Raw genomic sequence first — 17,201 nt, 5'->3', positions numbered from 1 at the left:
TAAACCTGGGCAAAACGTGACTGGCGATAGACGCTAATCGCTCTAGCTTGATTAAAAATAAGCAAATCGTGTTGATGCATGAGGTCTTATGTTTAACGTTCTAGAGGCTACCGTCCGCCCTTTGATGCTCAACGGTAAAGTCTTAGATGTTGCCTACGAGCTTTACCTGGCAGCACCACCAGCAAGCTACCCTGTCATCAGCCTTCAAGAGCTTTCGCGCAAAACAGGTGCTAGCTTACTAGAATGTCGCAATGCAGTCGTTGAGGCAAATCGGCACGGGCGTTTTCCTCAGTGTGCACTGGAGACTTAGGTATGCTGGAGAATTAAGTGTGCTGGAGACTGTAAGTAGCGCGATCGTCTACTATCCTACTTTTTCAGCTACCTAGCCTTCTTAATCGTTTAGCCACAGTCATTGTTTAGCCGCAGCCGTTTAGTCCTCGTTGGAAGGTGATAAGCGACCGCGACGTTTCCGGGCTTCCATAGCGCGTTCGAGTACGTCTAGCAGCCCTGGCGATTCTTCTTGCAGCTTTAGCAACAGCCGTTCCCCTTCAGTGACATCACCGGGATCTTCACCCGTTTCCATAACGGTTTTCAGACGTGGCAGTGCAATTTCATCAACTAACTCTACCAGGCTATACAAACAGCGATTGAACTGTCGCTCGGTTAGGGTAGAGTCCTCTAACGGAAATTCAATGATGGCGCGAATTTCACCGTCTGAAGGGTCATACTCCCATTGCAGCATTTTGGTTTCCCAGGAAATGCAGAGCATTGTCTGAAGGATGGCTGCTTTATGTGGATGGTTATTAACCCCAGAAAGGACTCGTGGTGCGAAGAGTTCAAAAAACTCACCGTCTTCATCAAGCTGAATCACGATGAGGAATTCGGGAATGTTTTCAGCATAAACGCCAGTGAGGATATGGCATTCATCCTCGTCAAGCTTATATTTCCAGCCTTTGTTGTCTAAATAGCGAGCAATTTGTTGCAGCGTCGCGCCCATATAAAAGTCTCGATAGAAACCTGCAAGCGTTGGTGTATTCCAGGTTAGTGATTTATAAACGGTAGAAGTGGAAAGGGGCAGCCCCACAGTTTTGTCTTCAGTCAATTATCGTCCAAAGTTCAACCCAAAACAGGAACTGTCGCCATACGCTACAATTGCTGGCGATCGCTCGCCCCTTTTACGCCCAAAGACGCTATTACCCGCGTGGTACGGTCAAGCGAACGGGTATTTGTGCCAGTCCAGCATCCACTTGCTGAAACAGATGCTCCAGCGTCGAGGTGTTATCTAGCACCAGATCAGCATAAGTCGCCTTCTTTTGAATCGACATCTGGCTGTCAATACGGGCACGAGCCTGCTGCAAACTCAGGTGATCGCGCTGCATCAGCCGTTCTAGCTGCTGCTCTGGCGGACAACGCACCACCCAGGTTTCAGTCACCAGATCAGTCATGCGCGCCTCAAACAGGAGCGGAATCACCAGGACAATAGTGGGATGCGGCGGTATCTCTGTAGACAGCGTGTGCATACCTGCCACCAAACGATCGCGGACATAAGGGTGAATCCGCTGCTCTAACCACAGTCGCTCTGGTGGACTGCTAAAGATGATATCGCCCAATCGATGTCGATCCAGCGTCTTATCAGGCAGCAACAACCCAGAACCATAGCGCTCTACCACCTCACCAAGTACAGGCGACCCTGGCGCAACAGCCTCTCTAGAGTAGATATCGGCATCCAGAACAGGCAATTGGTGAACTGTTGCCAAATAATTTGAGACAGTTGTTTTACCCATCCCAATGCCCCCTGCAAGACCAATGATGCGTTGAGGGGGGTGAGCTTGATTGCTGTGAGTATTCATAAATTAGACACCTGGAAAGTCTCGAGGTGGTTTGCCAGCAAGTACTCCCTCATTGAAGGGGCGGTTACAAAAGGGGGTTGGTAGTTAAAGCAGCTTGTCTAAAGTTCTAAAAGAGCAATAAGGTCGCAACTGCTGCTGCACCTCTTTGATTCTGCCAGTTTTCTGCTCAAGGAGCTAGAATCTGACGGAATCTGCATGATCGTGCCCTGATTTAAGCAGATGCAATCAGTGATTGCTCTGTTAGTGATCAGTGACGATATGGACTGAGCCAAGCGATCGTATGACAGTTTTCAAGTAGGCTTTTAATGGTACATAGCACCCTTCTATCGATCGCCCTTACTGCATCAGTCAGTTTTGCTTCTCTAAAGCACTCGGCAACTAACAAGACTGCCCCTTACAATAACGTTTAGAACAGTCACCCCCGAAATCAACTCACTACACATCCAGTTCAGCGGAGTTTATGCCATGTTGCTCAAATCTACTACTCGTCACATCCATATCTTTACGGCTGTGGTTGAAAATAACGAGCTAGTCCCCAATGACAATGTTTTGACACTTGACATTGACCCAGACAACGAATTCAACTGGAGTGAAGAAGCAGTACAGAAGGTTTATCGCAAGTTTGACGAGTTAGTCGAATCCTACGGCGGGGCTGACCTGACAGACTACAACCTGCGTCGTATTGGTTCTGATCTAGAGCATTTTGTGCGAGCGCTCCTGCAAAAAGGCGACATTTCTTATAACCTCAACAGCCGCGTGCTCAACTACAGCATGGGCCAGCCCCGTGTAGTGCCGAGTGAAGGCTAATGATGCTTGTTAAGCGATCGCTGAATAGTAATGCAATTTTACGCACCTATCTCTGTTAGAGAACAGACTTGAGGCGCATCTTTCATTCTGCTTACTCTGCGCTTCTTCTCTTTGCAACATCACCTCTTTTTCACTCACAAACGTTTAACAGTAGGCGCATTTGCTTTAGATTTTTTAATAAAAATTCTCATCAAATCAGTCTACCGTAACAAGTGGGTGGCTACTGGCGAGGTTCATCGCGCTCACCGATCGCGCATCAGTTACCATCCAGTCAACGTAAGCTTTAGAAGATTTAGCATGAGCAGTAATTTAGCAACCAAGCTGCGTGAGGGGACGAAAAAGTCTCACTCAATGGCTGAAAACGTCGGTTTTGTAAAATGCTTTTTAAAGGGAGTTGTTGAGAAGAACTCCTACCGCAAGCTGGTTTCAAATCTCTACTTTGTCTATTCCGCCATGGAAGAAGAGATGGAGCGGCATCAACAGCATCCGTTGCTTGCCAAAATTTACTTCCCAGAGCTAAACCGTAAAGCAGCCTTAGAGCAAGACTTGCATTACTACTACGGTCCTAACTGGCGAGATCAAGTAGCCCCTTCTTCGGCTGCTGAAGCTTATATTCAGCGCATTCGTGAAATCTCTAACACTGCTCCCGAACTGCTGATTGCTCACTCCTATACTCGTTACCTAGGCGACCTATCGGGTGGGCAGATTTTGAAAGGCATTGCCGAACGCGGTATGAACCTTTCAGATGGCAACGGTACCGCTTTTTATGAGTTCAAGGGCATTCCTGACGAAAAGCAGTTTAAAGCAACCTATCGGCAGGCAATGAATGATTTGCCGATCGATGATGCTACCGCTGACCGCATTGTGGATGAAGCTAATGCCGCTTTTGGCATGAACATGAAGTTGTTCCAAGAACTAGAAGGCAACCTGATCAAGGCGATCGGAGCCATGCTGTTCAATACCCTTACTCGCCGCCGCAGTCGTGGCAGTACCGAGCTAGCAACGGCAGACTAAGCAGTACCTTTGTCAGATCTCAATCATTTTACTGCATTACCTTTAGAATCCTGGGGGCTTGGTGGTTAAAACGCTATCAAGCCTTCAGGATTCGTAGTTTGAAGACAGAAGGCTAAAGGCAGAAGGCTAAAGGCTAAAAGCTAAAGACTAAAAGCTAAAGACTAAGAAGTCTTAGTTAGAATCAGCTCAAACCTCTCTAGCAACACTACTCAAAACCTAAAACTTCCCCCTCTGCTTCCCTATCTCTCCCGCTTCCTCCTTACTCCTCATTCCTCACCTCCCCCAAATGGCAGCAAAAATCCCCGTCACTATCATCACAGGCTTTCTCGGCAGCGGCAAAACAACGCTGATTCGGCATCTGCTGCAAAATAATCAGGGCAGACGTATTGCCGTACTGGTCAACGAGTTTGGCGAATTGGGGATTGATGGTGACTTACTGCGATCGTGCCAAGTCTGTGATGAAGAAACCCCTGCTGATGAAACGGCTTCACAGACAACTATTACATCTCGCCCACCCGACATCGTGGAATTAACCAATGGTTGTCTCTGCTGTACTGTGCAGGAAGAATTTCTGCCCGTCATGTTAGAGCTACTTAAGCGCAGAGATAGTCTAGACTGCATTCTCATTGAAACTTCTGGGCTTGCACTGCCCAAGCCGCTGATCAAAGCGTTTCGCTGGCACGAAATTAGCCATGCGGTAACAGTTGATGGCGTGATCACAGTAGTCGATTGCGAAGCAGTTTCAACTGGAACGATCGCTACTGACCTCAAAGCCTTAGAAGCGCAACGCCAAGCCGATCCAAGCCTTGATCACGAAACACCGATTCAAGAACTGTTTGAAGACCAGCTTGCTTGCGCCGATCTGGTAATCCTTAACAAAGCCGATTTGGTCGATGCAGCAACCCAAGCCGACGTTGAACAGCTTGTCCTTCAAGAGCTTCCCAGAGCCGTCAAAATTGTGTCTAGTCGTCACGGTCAACTTGATCCAGATATCCTACTTGGCTTTCAAGCGGCGGTCGAAGCAAACTTAGAATCTCGCCCTAGCCACCATGATGAAGAAGAAGACCACGATCACGATGATGAGATTACTTCAGCGCACCTGATCCTTGATCGCGCCTTTGACCCTGCCCTACTGAGAAAGCAACTAGAAACGCTAGTACAAGAGCAAGAAATTTACCGTATCAAAGGCTTTGTCGCTGTGCCCCAAAAACCAATGCGGCTGGTGATGCAAGGTGTAGGCAAGCGCTTTGACCAGTTTTACGATCGCCCCTGGCAGCCTGAAGAAGCAAAACAGACCCGTCTGGTCTTCATCGGTCGCGCGTTGGATGCAAGCCGCATTGAGAGTCAATTAACCGCTTTGCCAGGGTGAAGGGAGGGGATAAGGGATGAAGGATAAGCTACAGCTACTTCCGCTTGCCTAAGCCATACTCTTCACCCCATCACTCTTTCACTCACTGATTACTCACTGATAGAAAACTGTAGCTATCCGTAGAAAATTTCTGTAACTCTGGCTCTCAGCTTCTAACTACTGACCAAACCTTTAGTAGCCTTTAGCCTCCTGCCTTCTAAACCGTCTCCCCGCAGACATCAACCAGATAGCACATCGAACGAAAGCGCAAGCCGACTAACTGGTCGTAAAGAGGGTTCAGTTTGCAGAGAGGTGGAATGTGAGCCAGTTTGCGACCAAAAAGGATGATATCTCGCTCGAAGGGGCACTGACCAGGAATTACTTTGTATAAAAGACGGGCAAGCTTTGGATCGTTAATTGCAAGACGGTCAAGCCACTGGCGAACGGGTTGCAGCACATCGATGCAGAGAGTATGTGGTGCAGCTTTGGCTGAGGGCAGGGTGGAATGAAAGGCTAGTTGTGAATCAGACATCGTAAACCTCACTTGTCTGTATGTTCTCAATCTGTGTCTGCTCTTAATCGTTGATACAGCCACCTACAAGCTTTGATGTTGTAGCTGATTGATTGTTCCTCCCTATAAGATACAAATCAGGAGCTTTTTTTCCGTAAAGCTAAGAATAGAAAGGCTCATTTTCAAATAAATTTCTAGTAAATTTGGTAGAACGATCGCAGAGCTTAAGGCGCTGATTCGCCCCAAGCAAACTTTAATCTCGATAGCAAAGTTAATTAGTGAAAACTACAGTTAAGCCGCGATCGACTTAACAGCACCCTATTATGTTTAGCAAAAGAGACAATTGTAGCGATCGCTACTAAAAAACTCACTGCACAAGGCTTCTGGACATCATGCAGCACAAAGTTAATGCAGAAGGGATGACAGAAAAGAGCCTATAGATTTTTTCAAGCGGCTGATGTTGTGCTGCTTAAGCACAGTTTTTGTAGAACGGCATAACACCTGAAAAGGCACTTTTTCCTAGCTACGCGTAGCAAGCAATCACAAAGCTACTTTTTTAGAAAAAACAAAAAGCGCTAAAACAATTGCACAACTTGTTGTGTGATCGTAATCACAGAAAATAGGCGATCGCGCAGACATAGAGATTTGATAAACTCAGCGTGCGATAGTTCCGGGTGCATCAATGACAAAAGACGTTCATCTACATCGTCCAGATATTGAACAGATGGTGAATCAAATTACAGCCTGTGGCAAAATTAGCCGTGCTGATCAGCAGCAGTTTATGTCCGCCTTACTTTCCCAGAAGAGTATTAACCAGACTGAGCAAGAGTTAATTAATCGGGTGTTTGAACTGCTGCGGAGGGGTCGTTTGCGAGTAGTAGATTGAGGGCGTTAGCGGCTGTAAAAGCCTTAAAATCCCAAATCAGCCGCGACCCGATGAGCGCAGGCAAAGCCAGAAAAGGCAACTGCGTTCAACCCCTGTCCTGGAAAGGTGCTGTCACCAACGCAGTACAAACCAGAAACGGCTGTGCGATTGAAGGGCATACCCAACAAACCCGCCAGCTTGTGACGAGGGATCGGTCCATAAGTGCCGTTGTTGCGCCCAAGAAAGCGGCGATGGGTGCGGGGTGTACCGATCTCCTGATAATCCAGATGGGTAGAGAGATGAGGAAAGATGCGCTCTAGCCGTTGGATGAGGCGATCGGCGGCAGCCTCTTTGCGGTCTTTGTAGGCAGTCGGCGACAAATGCTGCCAATCGTCAAACCAACTGGGTGTAAAAGTGTGAATGATGTGATAACCGGGAGGAGCTAAGGTTGGATCAAGCAGCGTTGGAATCGAGACAAAAATGGTGCCTTCACCGTCTTCCATGCGCTCCCAGTCTTCTAGCAAGATGTGATGGCACTCAGTCCCAGCCGATAGTGCTTCGGCTTTAACACCCAGATGCAGGCTAAGAAAGCTTGGCGACTGCTGATAGCGACGTTGCCATTTTCGTTCTGAAGTTGGCATCTGCGCCGCTGGAATCAGATTCTCGAAGGTATCCCAGCGGGTTGCATTAGAAATGATGCGCTTTGCGGTGTAACGTTTTCCAGAAGCCAGTTCTACCCCTGTAGCACGTCCGTTTGTTTGCAAAATTTTGGTCACTCTAGCTTTGTACTGAATCTGCCCACCGCATTTTTCTAGCCCTTCGACTAGCTTCTGAGCAATCTGCCCTACGCCACCTTTGGGGTAATTAATGCCGCCGTAGTGCCGATCGCTAAACACCATACCCGCATTAATCATCGGTGTACGATCGGCGGGTACAACCGACCAGCAATAGCACTCCATATCAATAAACTTCAGCAACGCGGAATCACTGATATACCGTCGGGCAATGTCTCCAGCATTTTGGGGTAGATATTTGACTAGCCCCAAGCAGGCAAGCGGGTGCTGAAAAAAGACGCGCATAAGGTAACGCGGTTCTTCTAGCGACAGCAGATCCATCACGTTCAGGCAGTTGAACACGCGCCAGCATTCATCGTAAAACTGTCGAATGCCATTCTGTTCATGAGGAAACAGATCCGTTAACTCTTGCAAAAACTTCTCATAGTCTTTGTGTACTTTTAGCTCTAAGCCGTCGGGCAAATGATAGTGAATTTGCACAGGATCAGGAATCGTTTCAAGACTGACGTTCACCGCTTCTAGAGCGCGAGTGAGAAGATTGGTCGTACCCTGTTGACCAAAGCCAAAAATCATCGAAGCGCCAACGTCAAACCGATAACCCTGCCGTTCAAAATAGCCTGCACTGCCGCCAGGAATCAGGTAGCTCTCCAGCACTAAGACGCTGGCTCCCTTTGCTGCTAGCTGTGTGGCAGTCACTAAGCCCCCAATGCCCGAGCCAATCACGATCGCGTCAAAGTCAGTAGAAGCGGCTGGTGACAGCGGCGATTGCCCAGCAACAGGCGTTGAAGCGGATTGAGAAGATGAAGGCATAGAATAGCGCAATCGACACGACGAAGACTTTCACCAGTCTACCGAAGTTGCTGCCTCTAGTAAGCCTTGCGCGGTAAGAGCTAGCCGCCTAATCCTCGCTCTTTAAGCATAGAGAGAAGCGTTAGGGGAAATCGATCCTAGTAATGGATCAAAAAAAAAGGGGATCGGTCTACTGCTGCTGACCAATCCCCCTGCTAATCCTTCAGAGAGGAGAACACTCAGATAACCATAGCTTTGTTGAGAATCTATGTCAACTCTAAGTCATTGCCTTACAGCATGATCGAAAAAGGGCAGTAAGCACCTGCGCGATCGCCTTGGCTTACCGTTTACAAGTGAGCCTAGAAGTGCAAACTGAGTTGTAGTAAGAGAGTATGATGAGTCAAACTTGTGACCGATCGCCGCTGGACTATTCTTTCTCAGATTTTTCTAATCTATGACTCTTCAACTGCGTGTCTATGTGCCGCCACATCCCCTTATCCAGCATTGGTTGGCTGTAGCCCGCGATGTGTCAACCCCTTCAACGCTTTTTCGCAGTGCCATGACTGAGTTAGGTCGCTGGTTGACCTATGAAGCTATTCGCGACTGGCTGCCAATTCAAGAAACTACGATCGATACCCCGCTGGCTCCCTGTCCAGCGACCTTTATTGATCCAACAGTGCCCGTTGTAGTGATGCCAATTCTGAGGGCGGGACTGGCGCTCTTGGATGGTGCCCAAGCACTGCTGCCGTTAGCGTCGATTTACCATATTGGGTTTGTCAGAAATGAAGAAACTCTGGAGCCAAGCTGCTACCTTAACAAGCTGCCAGAGAACTTCGCCCCACAGACGCGGGTTTTAATTACAGAACCGATGCTAGCAACGGGAGGAACAAGCATTGCAGCGATGGCAGAGTTAGTCCAACGAGGAGTTGATCCAGCGCTGGTACGTATTATTTCTGTCGTTGTGGCTCCAACAGCGTTACAGAAGCTGAGTGCAGCGTATCCTAGCCTCACTATTTACGCGGCTGGCATTGATGAAGGTTTAAATGAGAGTGGCTTTATCGTACCGGGGCTGGGTGATGCTGGCGATCGCACCTTTGGCACGTGATGATGTTAATCTAAGGCACTTGCTTGGCTAGGTGTTTAGCCTGTTCACAGTGCTAGCCGTTAGCGGCACTAGCAGTTAAGCTAGGGGTAACAAGGCAAGAGTTAAATTTGGCGATGCAAGTGGGATTTTGAGCAGCGATGAGTCAGCGAGACAATTTTTCGGGCGGCTTTTTACTCGGTGCTATGTTTGGAGGCATCGTTGGCGGTGCGTTGGGTGCTGTAGTTGCCTCCAGGGTACTTAACCCCCAGTCTGAGGAACCGCTGTTAAGTAGCAGTCAGGCTGATCCTCAAGACAGTAGGGCAAAGCGGCGATCGCTGAAGGCAGCCGACGAACAGGCAGAAATGGAAGTTGCCCGCCGCAGCCTGGAAGATAAAATTGCCCAATTAAATGATGCGATCGACGATGTGCGTCAACAACTGGGTGGGGTGAATGGCTCTACCGAAGCGCGATCGACTGCTAGAGAACTGTAGCTACTACCTGGAAATAGCGCGTCTGGTATGAGGTGATAAACTTACCTGGATCGATCGCTGCTGATATTCGTTAAATTAAGTCCAGATGCCAACATCTTTGCTGTAAAAGGAAACATACCTCTATGCTTGACAACCCCATCTTTCTATTGTTTCAAGTAATTCAGAACTGTCTTGGCTTCTACCTGGCTCTACTATTTATCCGGATTCTGTTGAGCTGGTTTCCCAACATTAACTGGTTTGATCCACCGTTTTCTATTCTGAGTCAACTCACTGACCCATACCTGAATATTTTCCGCTCCATCATTCCACCTTTGGGTGGTCTTGACTTCTCAGCAATTCTGGCATTGCTGCTTCTACAAGTAGTTCAATCCACTGTTCTGCCGCTGATCGCTCAGTTACTCGTTGGCTCACAAGTAGGGTATTAGGATATTCCTTGTAGTTGCTTGCTCAAGCGCTTCTAGCATTTGTTCTAGCACTTGAATATGCTGAGTCAAACACATCAAAAGCCTGCTCACATTTTCTTGAATGCGGAGCAGGCTTTTCCAGTCTTAGCGACGAACCGTTCCCGTGAAGCCAGCCGCCTTAAACTGCTCTAGCTTTAGTGGTGTTGGCTGACTTGATGGCACTGAAATTCTCAAATCAAAGGTGCCAATACCAGGCGGCACTTCGTCGATCGCTCCCAAACGAGTACGATTTTGCATCACAGAATCGTTGTTTGCATCGTAGATACGCCCAAAAATGTCGGCGTTGACTACAGGCTTGCCAAATTTATTTTCGGTTTTTCCCGTCACGATGAAGCAGTTGGGGAAGATGCTGGCAACACCACTGTTCTCCTGCTTATCGGACAGTTCAGCAGGGCACTCATGGTAAGAGAGGTCGAACAGCCTAATTTGGGTAAGTGCTAGGGCGGGCGGCGTGCTCAAAGTGGTGAGCAACCACAAAAGACCTGTAGCAAAAAGAGTGGCAAACGCGCGAAATGTCATAGGGTATGGGTCAACAGCTAGACACGGTGGATGGACGACTTCGTTACATCACGCAGAAGCCCTGTCTCAGCTTATCTTGAATCGAACCTCAATAGCCTGGAGGACGCTTTTTGAAACGTTTGTCATAATAGAGAATTCATGTTCGGCGATCGCTGATAGACATGACTCAATCGAAGCTTGAAGCTGCTCTCAACGCAGCGTTTAACCAATGTGCAGACGTTTTGCAGCCTCTAAGTGATCGCCAAAAGCAGATCTTGCTTCAAGTAGTACTGGCGGCGATGCAGTTTGAGCAGGAGGGGCAGCAACTGGATTGCGATCGCAGCGCCGTTGCGGGTGAGACAAATAGTACAAGCAATCCACTAGAGCAACTTACGTCTGATGAAAAGCAAGCCTTTCTGTCGTTCCTTAAACAGCAGGAAAGCCAAAACCAACCCTGGAAAATTACTTTACTGAATGATTGGCTTGAGGGCAGAAGTTCTGGAGGCGTTCAGTTTATTCGTGAACGTTACGGCATTCAGTGGCTAGAGCAGATTACCCCGGCACAAGTAGCAACCTACCTGGAATCAAACAGCAGTGATGGACTCAAACTAAAGCTGGGCGACCGCATTGAAGTCACTAACGGCTTGTGGGAATGGGTACAAGAAAGCGGGCCCTGTAGCCGAGAATGGTTTCCCTGTACAGTAGTCAGCATCCGAGACGCAACTGAAAGTAATGATGCTGGCTCACTACTAAGGGACAGTAGTGTTAACGCATTAGGCAATAGTGAGACAAGTTGCATTCTTCGCTTTGGGGATGGCACCGAATACGAAATGCAAGGAATCTATGACTGGAATCGCCCTAATTGGCGTTGGCTAGACAGTTAATGGCTGCTGGGTCTGCGTTTAAACGTTCGTACGATCGGTTAAGATTTCGTAGCCGTGCTCCGTAACCAGCACTGTATGTTCAAACTGGGCGGAGAGGGTGTTATCGACCGTGACGGCAGTCCAGCGATCAGCAAGGGTACGAGTAAAGCGTGATCCGGCATTAAGAATTGGTTCGATCGCTAGAGTCATGCCTGCCCGCAATTTGACGTTTGGCATACTGTGGGTACGAAAGTTGAACACCGACGGTTCTTCGTGCAGGTTGCGCCCCACGCCATGCCCTGTAAAGTCTTCGACAATTGTGAACCCGTTTGCCTTCACGTGATCTTCGATCGCGCCTGCCAAATCCAGCAAATGAGCACCCGCTTTTACCTGCTCAATGCCTTTATATAGCGCTTCTTCCGCCACACGAATCAGACGTGCCGCGTCGGGCGTAACAGTACCAACGGCGATTGTGATGCAGGAATCGCCGTGAAACCCCTGAAAGTAAGCACCAGTGTCTACCTTCAACACATCACCAGAGCGGATTACTTTTTTACGACTAGGGATGCCATGCACCACTTCGTTGTTGATAGATGAGCAAATGGAAGCAGGAAAGCCGTGATAGCCCTTAAAGCTAGGAGTAGCATCCATTTCACGGATGCGTTTTTCGGCATGGGCATCTAGATCGGCTGTGGTCATACCAGGCTCAACCAGCGCTGCAATTTCCTTCAACACGGTTGCCACAATCCGGGAAGCCTGCCGCATGATCTCAATTTCGCGGGGAGATTTTAGCTCAATGCCGCGACGCTGTTTAGGCGGTGAAGACAGAGCAGGTTTGTTACGCAGTTGGCTAAAAATATTCATGCGATCGCAACCAAAATTAAAGGCGTTACCAACAAAAGTCGCAGCTGACAAAAGACCCAAACCAGACAATTCAAGCCGTAGCCCAACGGTAAGACATTGTTCAAATTAACTCATACAGGTGTGTTGATTACCTGATCTTGAACGCTTACCTTTACTAACAGTAACTCAAATTACTGCATCCTAGGATGGCTGACCCGCTTGCCTCGTTCATAGGTCAGTAACGGTCGATCGTCTCTATAAACAAGATTACTTACGTTTATAGAGACGATCTAAGCCTGGTTGAATCTTCTTTCCGTAAAGCTCACTTTTGGGAAGAAGCTGTACTGCCGGGTCCAGCAGTAACGACAACAACGCGATCGGGGTGGAGCAGCGCCTGAATCGTCTGGTTCACTTGTGCCAGGTTAACAGCATCGATCTTAGCGGTATAGTCGCGAATTTCGTTGATGCCCAGACCATAGACAAAATCCATCAGGATTTCGCTAGAGAGGCTCTCGGGATCTGCCAGTGCCACTGGATAGCTGCTGGTGAGCGATCGTTTGGCGGCTGCGACTTCAGCTTCGGTCACGCCGTTGTCGCGGAGCTGCTTCAAGAGGCTGAGAGTGCTGGCGATCGCTTTGTCTGTATCTTCTGGAGCCGTTTGCATACTAATCATGAAGGGACCAGAGGTGATGCCTGCTTGAAAGACGCTGTAGATGCCATAGGTAAGACCCTGGCGATCGCGAATTTCGGTGCCTAGACGACTCGACAGTGTATCGCCACCGATAATCTGGTTCATGACCTGTGCACTGTAGTATTGGGGATCATTGCGATCAATCCCGTTGTAACCAATGTAGGTAATCGCTTGTGTCTTACCAGGCAAGACTGGATTGACCCGCGTGATGGCTTTTGGCAGTGGCACCTGTGGAAACTCAATGGTCGTCGCTTGAGTCGGGTCTTGCCAAGCACCTAGCTCCTGGTTAAGTAGGGCACGCACCTGGCTGGAGTCAAAATCGCCGACCAAGACAATCACTGTGTTATCAGGGTGATAGCGCTGTTGGTAGAACTGCATTACGGTAGCGCGAGTCACCTGCTTCAGGCTGGCTTCCGTCGGGAAGGAGTGAAAGGGGTGATTTTCGGGGTAAATCGTTTGCTGAAAAATACGTCGTGCCAGACGAGCAGGGGTATCCAACTCCAGTTTGAGACTGGTTAGCGCCCGTTGACGGCTCAATGCCAATTCGTCCTCCGGAAAGCTGGCGTTTTGCAGCACATCGCTCAACACTTGTAACAGCGTTGGTAGGTCGGCTGATAAAGCATTACCGCTGATCGATACGCCTTCGCGATTCGCACTAAAACCCAAACTAGCTCCCCGATTTTCGAGCGTTTTGGCGATCGCCAGCGCATTTCTTGTTTTCGTACCATTCATCAGGTTGGCTGCCGTCAAGCTTGCCAAACCGGCGGTCTCTGCCTTATCAAACGCACTACCCGCATTAACATAGCCGCTGAGAGTAACCGTTGGCGTGCTGCGATCAGGCAGCAGCAAAACGTTCAGCCCATTCGCGAGGGTGAGCTTTTCGGGCAATGTCTGCGCCACTTGCTGATCACTGGCAGTCGGCTTCGGCAAATATTTAGCAAGCTCTGCCGGATCAACTGGGGCACCGGGGCTAAAGTTTTCCATCGTCTGCGAAGGATTGCTGGCGCTAGTGCCTGGTTTACCATCCAACTGTGTGGGTTCAAAAAAGCCAACAGTACGGTTTGCTGGCGTGAGGTAAGTGGTTGCAACCCGTTGCACATCCGCAGGCGTAACAGTAGCAATCGCAGCTTGCAGGCGATCGCTAAATTGGTAGTCGCCTGTACTGGTCTGATCGTCACCTAGCTGCTGTGCCTGACTGGTAATGTCACGATTCCGCAGGGCGATCGACGCTCGTAACTGTGTTTTTGCTCGTTCTAATTCTTCTTGACTAACGGGCTGAGCGCGCAGATCAGCCAACGTTTTTTGGAGTGCGGTATCAATCTGCGTTAGCTCTTTGCCTGGAGCCGCAGTTACAGAGAGTTCGTACCAGCCCGCACCAATCAAATTTGCTGCATAGCCGCTTGCATCACTTGCCAACCCAGACTCAACCAATGACTGATAGAGCCGCGAACTCCGTCCCCCAGTCAAAACATAGTCCATTACCTGCAACGCTGGGACATCAGGATGCTGCACGTTGGGCAGGGGGTAAACCTCGTTCAGCAATGCCGCACTGCCCGATTCTTTTAGAACGATTGGAGCCTTCTTAGTAGGGTTAGGCAATACCTTTGGCTGCGGTGACTCCAGATCAGGTAATGCGCCCGTACCCTTAGGCACAGCACCAAACGTCTCTTTCACCGCTGCTAGAGTGTCATCAGTCTGAAAATTGCCAACCACGACTAACGTTGCGTTGTCAGGTCTATAGAACTTACGGTAATAAGCACGCACTTGCTCTACAGTAAACGCCTGTACGTCTGCCTTTGTACCGCCAACAGGCAAGCCATAGGGACTTTTTGGAAAGGCAGCCTTCATTACCGATCGTCCCAGACGATAGCCAGGATTGTTCTCATATCCTTGCAGTTCCGAAATCACCACTCGCTTTTCGCTGGTAAGCTGTTGCTCATCAATGAGGGCATTCTGCATCCGATCTGCTTCCAGTACCAGCAGAGCCTTTAGCTTGTCTTGCTCAACCGTGCCAAAGTAGGCAGTCTGATCGTAGCTAGTGAAGGCATTTGACTCGCTGCCCAATGCGCTGAAAAAGCGCCCAAACTGAATGGGACGCGCCTTCGTTCCCTTAAACATTAAATGCTCTAATTGATGAGCAATACCGCTGATCCCAGGGGTTTCGTTGCGTGACCCAACGCGGTACCAAACTTGTACTGTCACCACAGGAGCCGTCTTTACTTCTTTAGTCAAAACGGTCAGCCCATTGTCTAGCACCGTTTTACGGACGGTCGCAGTTAGCGCCTCTGAAGGTACGGCAGATGGCTGCGGTTTTGGTAGGGGACTATTCTGAGGGCTTGTTTGAGCAATGACGGCGCTGGGGATCGCCGTTTGACCAACCGCAGGCAGTTTAGACCACAAGACGGCACCCAGACAAAGAGCAAACAGCAGGCTAGGAAGACCGTAGCGACGCAGTAGTGTAGAAAGCATAAATATACGGACAAAGCTCTGAAAAACTGATCTCAGCAAGCCAATCAAGGAAACTAACTTATATTCCCTCAACACTTGCCTCTGCTCTAATCTAATCCATTCGTAGAGCAGCGCAGTGGCGAATTTACGAGGCAGCCCAGAGCAACGGTTTAGGGGTTAGTGATCCGATCAACCTTAGCTTTGAGCAAACGATCCAGCACCTACAGCTTTTTTCACCACTGTTGGAGCGTGTTCAAGCTGGCAATACGGGCGGCTGTAGCTCAACGGCAGTTCCAGTGAATATTGTGCTAGCCGATCAGCATCGCTGAGGATATGTTCAGTAGGTCCATCAAAAACCACCTCACCCTGGCTAAGGACAACGGTACGATCGCATAGTTCCAGCGCTAGATCCAGGTCATGAGTTGCAATTAATTGTGTGAAGGGCAGGCTATCGAGCAGGTGAATCAGTTCACGACGACAGCGGGGATCAAGCTGGGCAGAGGGTTCATCTAACACAAGCACCTGAGGCTGCATAGCAAGAACACCCGCGATCGCCACCCGTTTCTTTTCACCACCCGACAAATTATTGGCATTCCGCGAACCATATTGCTGCGGGTCTAAGCTCACTGCTCTCATTGCTGCCACTGCCCGATGCTCCAGTTCATGCCCTTTGATGCCTTGATTCAACGGACCAAACGTGACATCTTCCCAAACCGTAGGCATAAACAACTGATCGTCTGGGTTTTGAAACACCAAGCCGACAAAGTTGCGAATTGCCTTCAGATTTTTTGGTGCCATCACTAGCTCACCAACCGTGATCGCACCCGTTTGGGGCAGCAGCAGCCCGTTGAAGTGTAGCAACAGCGTCGATTTACCAGAGCCATTTGCACCGACGATCGCGACCCGTTCAGTCGCCTTAATCGAAAGGTTGATCCCTTTAAGTGCCTGTGTTTCATCAGGATAGGCGTAGCTCAAAGCACGGATTTCTATAGGGTTATGGTGCATACGAGCCGCAAGTTAAACAACGTTGAAGAGGTAAATGCCCTGCCCCAGCAGGGTCAAGCTCACAGTGAGCGTTAACGCAAGGTAATCGTGCTGACCAACACCTGTAGCGTCTGGCGCAGGTGGTAAGCCCTCATAGCCACGTGATAGCATCGCTTGGTGCACCCGCTCGCCTCGGTCAAGTGTACGGATAAACAATGAGCCAAACATATTGCCAATGACCAATCGCTGCCAGCGATCGCTCCCCATCAAGTTACGCGAAAGCGCCGCTCGCTGCATCGACTGAAACTCGCTAACCAACACTGCTACATAGCGATACATGGATGCCATGATTGCGACCAGTAGAGGCGGTAGCCGCAACTCAGTCAATGCCTGAAGTAGTGCTGGTACTGAGGTTGTCAGAACTAAAACATTTGCTATTAAAAGCGATAGCAATGCCTTGAACGCCACGCTGCCCAAAACTAGAAGCCCTTCAGTCGTAACTTGCAGCCAACCCCATTGCCACAACACGTTACCACCGCCACGAAACAGCGTACCAAGCAGCACAACGCTAATAAAAACTGACTCAACTGCAACCCGCTGCACCAAGATAGAAAGGGTGACACGGCTGCATAAAATAATCACCCCAACACCAAGGGCATAGGCGAACCAAGTCCACCAGCGTCCATTTGGTGTAAGGGCGATCGCAAATAGCAGTAACAACGTACATACCACGCGAGTCTTGGGCGCTAATCGGTGCCACAACGATACTTGCTGACTATCAATGTCAAGACGAAAAGCACCAATGTGCAGGAGCATTCATGCTGTCCTTCTGGTGAAATAGCACCAATACGAGTTCA

At 49.2% G+C, this 17,201-nt stretch carries 18 protein-coding genes; 9 read left to right on the top strand and 9 right to left on the bottom strand.

Annotation, left to right across the window (positions count from 1 at the left end; translation table 11 throughout):
- Positions 1-88: 88 nt before the first annotated feature.
- Positions 89-310, top strand: a complete 222-nt coding sequence (locus H6F76_RS09580) for a hypothetical protein (protein ID WP_190448140.1) — start codon at positions 89-91, stop codon at positions 308-310.
- A 120-nt stretch (positions 311-430) separates the two neighbouring features.
- On the opposite strand, the gene H6F76_RS09575 is transcribed toward H6F76_RS09580, so the two are convergent.
- The gene (locus H6F76_RS09575) at positions 431-997 is read right to left on the bottom strand and encodes a hypothetical protein (RefSeq protein ID WP_190507766.1); all 567 of its coding nucleotides are present in this window, start codon (positions 995-997) and stop codon (positions 431-433) included.
- 196 nt (positions 998-1,193) lie between these two features.
- Positions 1,194-1,850, bottom strand: a complete 657-nt coding sequence (gene coaE, locus H6F76_RS09570; RefSeq protein ID WP_190507727.1) for a dephospho-CoA kinase — start codon at positions 1,848-1,850, stop codon at positions 1,194-1,196.
- Positions 1,851-2,315: 465 nt separating this feature from the next.
- Here coaE and H6F76_RS09565 point away from each other — a divergent pair, with 465 nt between their 5' ends.
- From H6F76_RS09565 to cobW, 3 genes are all read left to right on the top strand, one after another.
- Positions 2,316-2,657: an NAD(P)H-quinone oxidoreductase subunit M gene (locus H6F76_RS09565; RefSeq protein ID WP_190507725.1), complete on the top strand. Its 342-nt coding sequence runs from the start codon at positions 2,316-2,318 to the stop codon at positions 2,655-2,657.
- A gap of 297 nt (positions 2,658-2,954) precedes the next feature.
- Positions 2,955-3,671, top strand: coding sequence for a heme oxygenase (biliverdin-producing) (locus H6F76_RS09560; protein WP_190448135.1), 717 nt, complete (start codon positions 2,955-2,957; stop codon positions 3,669-3,671).
- Between the two features lie 286 nt (positions 3,672-3,957).
- The gene (gene cobW / locus H6F76_RS09555; protein WP_190507723.1) at positions 3,958-5,040 is read left to right on the top strand and encodes a cobalamin biosynthesis protein CobW; all 1,083 of its coding nucleotides are present in this window, start codon (positions 3,958-3,960) and stop codon (positions 5,038-5,040) included.
- A gap of 196 nt (positions 5,041-5,236) precedes the next feature.
- On the opposite strand, the gene H6F76_RS09550 is transcribed toward cobW, so the two are convergent.
- On the bottom strand, positions 5,237-5,551 hold the full coding sequence (locus H6F76_RS09550; protein ID WP_190448131.1) for a Mo-dependent nitrogenase C-terminal domain-containing protein: 315 nt from the start codon (positions 5,549-5,551) through the stop codon (positions 5,237-5,239).
- A 661-nt stretch (positions 5,552-6,212) separates the two neighbouring features.
- On the opposite strand from H6F76_RS09550, the gene H6F76_RS09545 reads away from it, so the two are divergent.
- Positions 6,213-6,416, top strand: coding sequence for a hypothetical protein (locus H6F76_RS09545; RefSeq protein WP_190507721.1), 204 nt, complete (start codon positions 6,213-6,215; stop codon positions 6,414-6,416).
- 23 nt (positions 6,417-6,439) lie between these two features.
- Here H6F76_RS09545 and crtH read toward each other — a convergent pair whose 3' ends face one another.
- Positions 6,440-7,999, bottom strand: coding sequence for a carotenoid isomerase (gene crtH / locus H6F76_RS09540; RefSeq protein WP_190507718.1), 1,560 nt, complete (start codon positions 7,997-7,999; stop codon positions 6,440-6,442).
- 433 nt (positions 8,000-8,432) lie between these two features.
- On the opposite strand from crtH, the gene upp reads away from it, so the two are divergent.
- From upp to H6F76_RS09525, 3 genes are all read left to right on the top strand, one after another.
- Entirely contained in the window at positions 8,433-9,083 is a 651-nt protein-coding gene (upp, locus tag H6F76_RS09535; RefSeq protein WP_190507716.1) for a uracil phosphoribosyltransferase, read from the top strand.
- Between the two features lie 137 nt (positions 9,084-9,220).
- On the top strand, positions 9,221-9,553 hold the full coding sequence (locus H6F76_RS09530; protein WP_190448122.1) for a hypothetical protein: 333 nt from the start codon (positions 9,221-9,223) through the stop codon (positions 9,551-9,553).
- Between the two features lie 122 nt (positions 9,554-9,675).
- Positions 9,676-9,978, top strand: a complete 303-nt coding sequence (locus H6F76_RS09525) for a YggT family protein (RefSeq protein ID WP_190448120.1) — start codon at positions 9,676-9,678, stop codon at positions 9,976-9,978.
- A 123-nt stretch (positions 9,979-10,101) separates the two neighbouring features.
- Here H6F76_RS09525 and H6F76_RS09520 read toward each other — a convergent pair whose 3' ends face one another.
- Positions 10,102-10,536, bottom strand: coding sequence for a hypothetical protein (locus H6F76_RS09520; protein ID WP_190507714.1), 435 nt, complete (start codon positions 10,534-10,536; stop codon positions 10,102-10,104).
- A gap of 161 nt (positions 10,537-10,697) precedes the next feature.
- Here H6F76_RS09520 and H6F76_RS09515 point away from each other — a divergent pair, with 161 nt between their 5' ends.
- Positions 10,698-11,399, top strand: coding sequence for a hypothetical protein (locus H6F76_RS09515; protein ID WP_190507712.1), 702 nt, complete (start codon positions 10,698-10,700; stop codon positions 11,397-11,399).
- A gap of 18 nt (positions 11,400-11,417) precedes the next feature.
- Here the strand turns inward: H6F76_RS09515 and map are convergent, their stop codons facing one another.
- The 4 genes from map to cbiQ form a co-directional block, all read right to left on the bottom strand.
- Positions 11,418-12,242, bottom strand: a complete 825-nt coding sequence (map, locus tag H6F76_RS09510) for a type I methionyl aminopeptidase (RefSeq protein ID WP_190507764.1) — start codon at positions 12,240-12,242, stop codon at positions 11,418-11,420.
- A 301-nt stretch (positions 12,243-12,543) separates the two neighbouring features.
- On the bottom strand, positions 12,544-15,381 hold the full coding sequence (locus tag H6F76_RS09505) for a pitrilysin family protein (RefSeq protein WP_190507710.1): 2,838 nt from the start codon (positions 15,379-15,381) through the stop codon (positions 12,544-12,546).
- 174 nt (positions 15,382-15,555) lie between these two features.
- Positions 15,556-16,365 (bottom strand): ATP-binding cassette domain-containing protein, encoded by an 810-nt coding sequence (locus H6F76_RS09500; protein WP_190507708.1) that lies wholly within the window; start codon positions 16,363-16,365, stop codon positions 15,556-15,558.
- A 12-nt stretch (positions 16,366-16,377) separates the two neighbouring features.
- Positions 16,378-17,160 carry a cobalt ECF transporter T component CbiQ gene (gene cbiQ / locus H6F76_RS09495; protein WP_190507706.1) on the bottom strand — a complete coding sequence of 261 codons (783 nt, stop codon included), beginning with the start codon at positions 17,158-17,160 and terminating at the stop codon, positions 16,378-16,380.
- Between the last annotated feature and the right edge of the window lie 41 nt (positions 17,161-17,201).

Source organism: Leptolyngbya sp. FACHB-321, assembly GCF_014695975.1.
Lineage (GTDB): Bacteria > Cyanobacteriota > Cyanobacteriia > Leptolyngbyales > Leptolyngbyaceae > Stenomitos.
The sequence above is the reverse complement of the archived record's forward strand: the minus strand, read 5'-3'. Positions and strand labels throughout refer to the sequence as shown.

Bases quoted from the DNA above. Each gene is read 5' to 3' on its own strand.
- H6F76_RS09580 (WP_190448140.1), top strand. From the start codon at position 89: ATGTTTAACGTTCTAGAGGCTACCGTCCGCCCTTTGATGCTCAACGGT.
- H6F76_RS09575 (WP_190507766.1), bottom strand. From the start codon at position 997: ATGGGCGCGACGCTGCAACAAATTGCTCGCTATTTAGACAACAAAGGC.
- coaE (WP_190507727.1), bottom strand. From the start codon at position 1,850: ATGAATACTCACAGCAATCAAGCTCACCCCCCTCAACGCATCATTGGT.
- H6F76_RS09565 (WP_190507725.1), top strand. From the start codon at position 2,316: ATGTTGCTCAAATCTACTACTCGTCACATCCATATCTTTACGGCTGTG.
- H6F76_RS09560 (WP_190448135.1), top strand. From the start codon at position 2,955: ATGAGCAGTAATTTAGCAACCAAGCTGCGTGAGGGGACGAAAAAGTCT.
- cobW (WP_190507723.1), top strand. From the start codon at position 3,958: ATGGCAGCAAAAATCCCCGTCACTATCATCACAGGCTTTCTCGGCAGC.
- H6F76_RS09550 (WP_190448131.1), bottom strand. From the start codon at position 5,551: ATGTCTGATTCACAACTAGCCTTTCATTCCACCCTGCCCTCAGCCAAA.
- H6F76_RS09545 (WP_190507721.1), top strand. From the start codon at position 6,213: ATGACAAAAGACGTTCATCTACATCGTCCAGATATTGAACAGATGGTG.
- crtH (WP_190507718.1), bottom strand. From the start codon at position 7,999: ATGCCTTCATCTTCTCAATCCGCTTCAACGCCTGTTGCTGGGCAATCG.
- upp (WP_190507716.1), top strand. From the start codon at position 8,433: ATGACTCTTCAACTGCGTGTCTATGTGCCGCCACATCCCCTTATCCAG.
- H6F76_RS09530 (WP_190448122.1), top strand. From the start codon at position 9,221: ATGAGTCAGCGAGACAATTTTTCGGGCGGCTTTTTACTCGGTGCTATG.
- H6F76_RS09525 (WP_190448120.1), top strand. From the start codon at position 9,676: ATGCTTGACAACCCCATCTTTCTATTGTTTCAAGTAATTCAGAACTGT.
- H6F76_RS09520 (WP_190507714.1), bottom strand. From the start codon at position 10,536: ATGACATTTCGCGCGTTTGCCACTCTTTTTGCTACAGGTCTTTTGTGG.
- H6F76_RS09515 (WP_190507712.1), top strand. From the start codon at position 10,698: ATGACTCAATCGAAGCTTGAAGCTGCTCTCAACGCAGCGTTTAACCAA.
- map (WP_190507764.1), bottom strand. From the start codon at position 12,242: ATGAATATTTTTAGCCAACTGCGTAACAAACCTGCTCTGTCTTCACCG.
- H6F76_RS09505 (WP_190507710.1), bottom strand. From the start codon at position 15,381: ATGCTTTCTACACTACTGCGTCGCTACGGTCTTCCTAGCCTGCTGTTT.
- H6F76_RS09500 (WP_190507708.1), bottom strand. From the start codon at position 16,365: ATGCACCATAACCCTATAGAAATCCGTGCTTTGAGCTACGCCTATCCT.
- cbiQ (WP_190507706.1), bottom strand. From the start codon at position 17,160: ATGCTCCTGCACATTGGTGCTTTTCGTCTTGACATTGATAGTCAGCAA.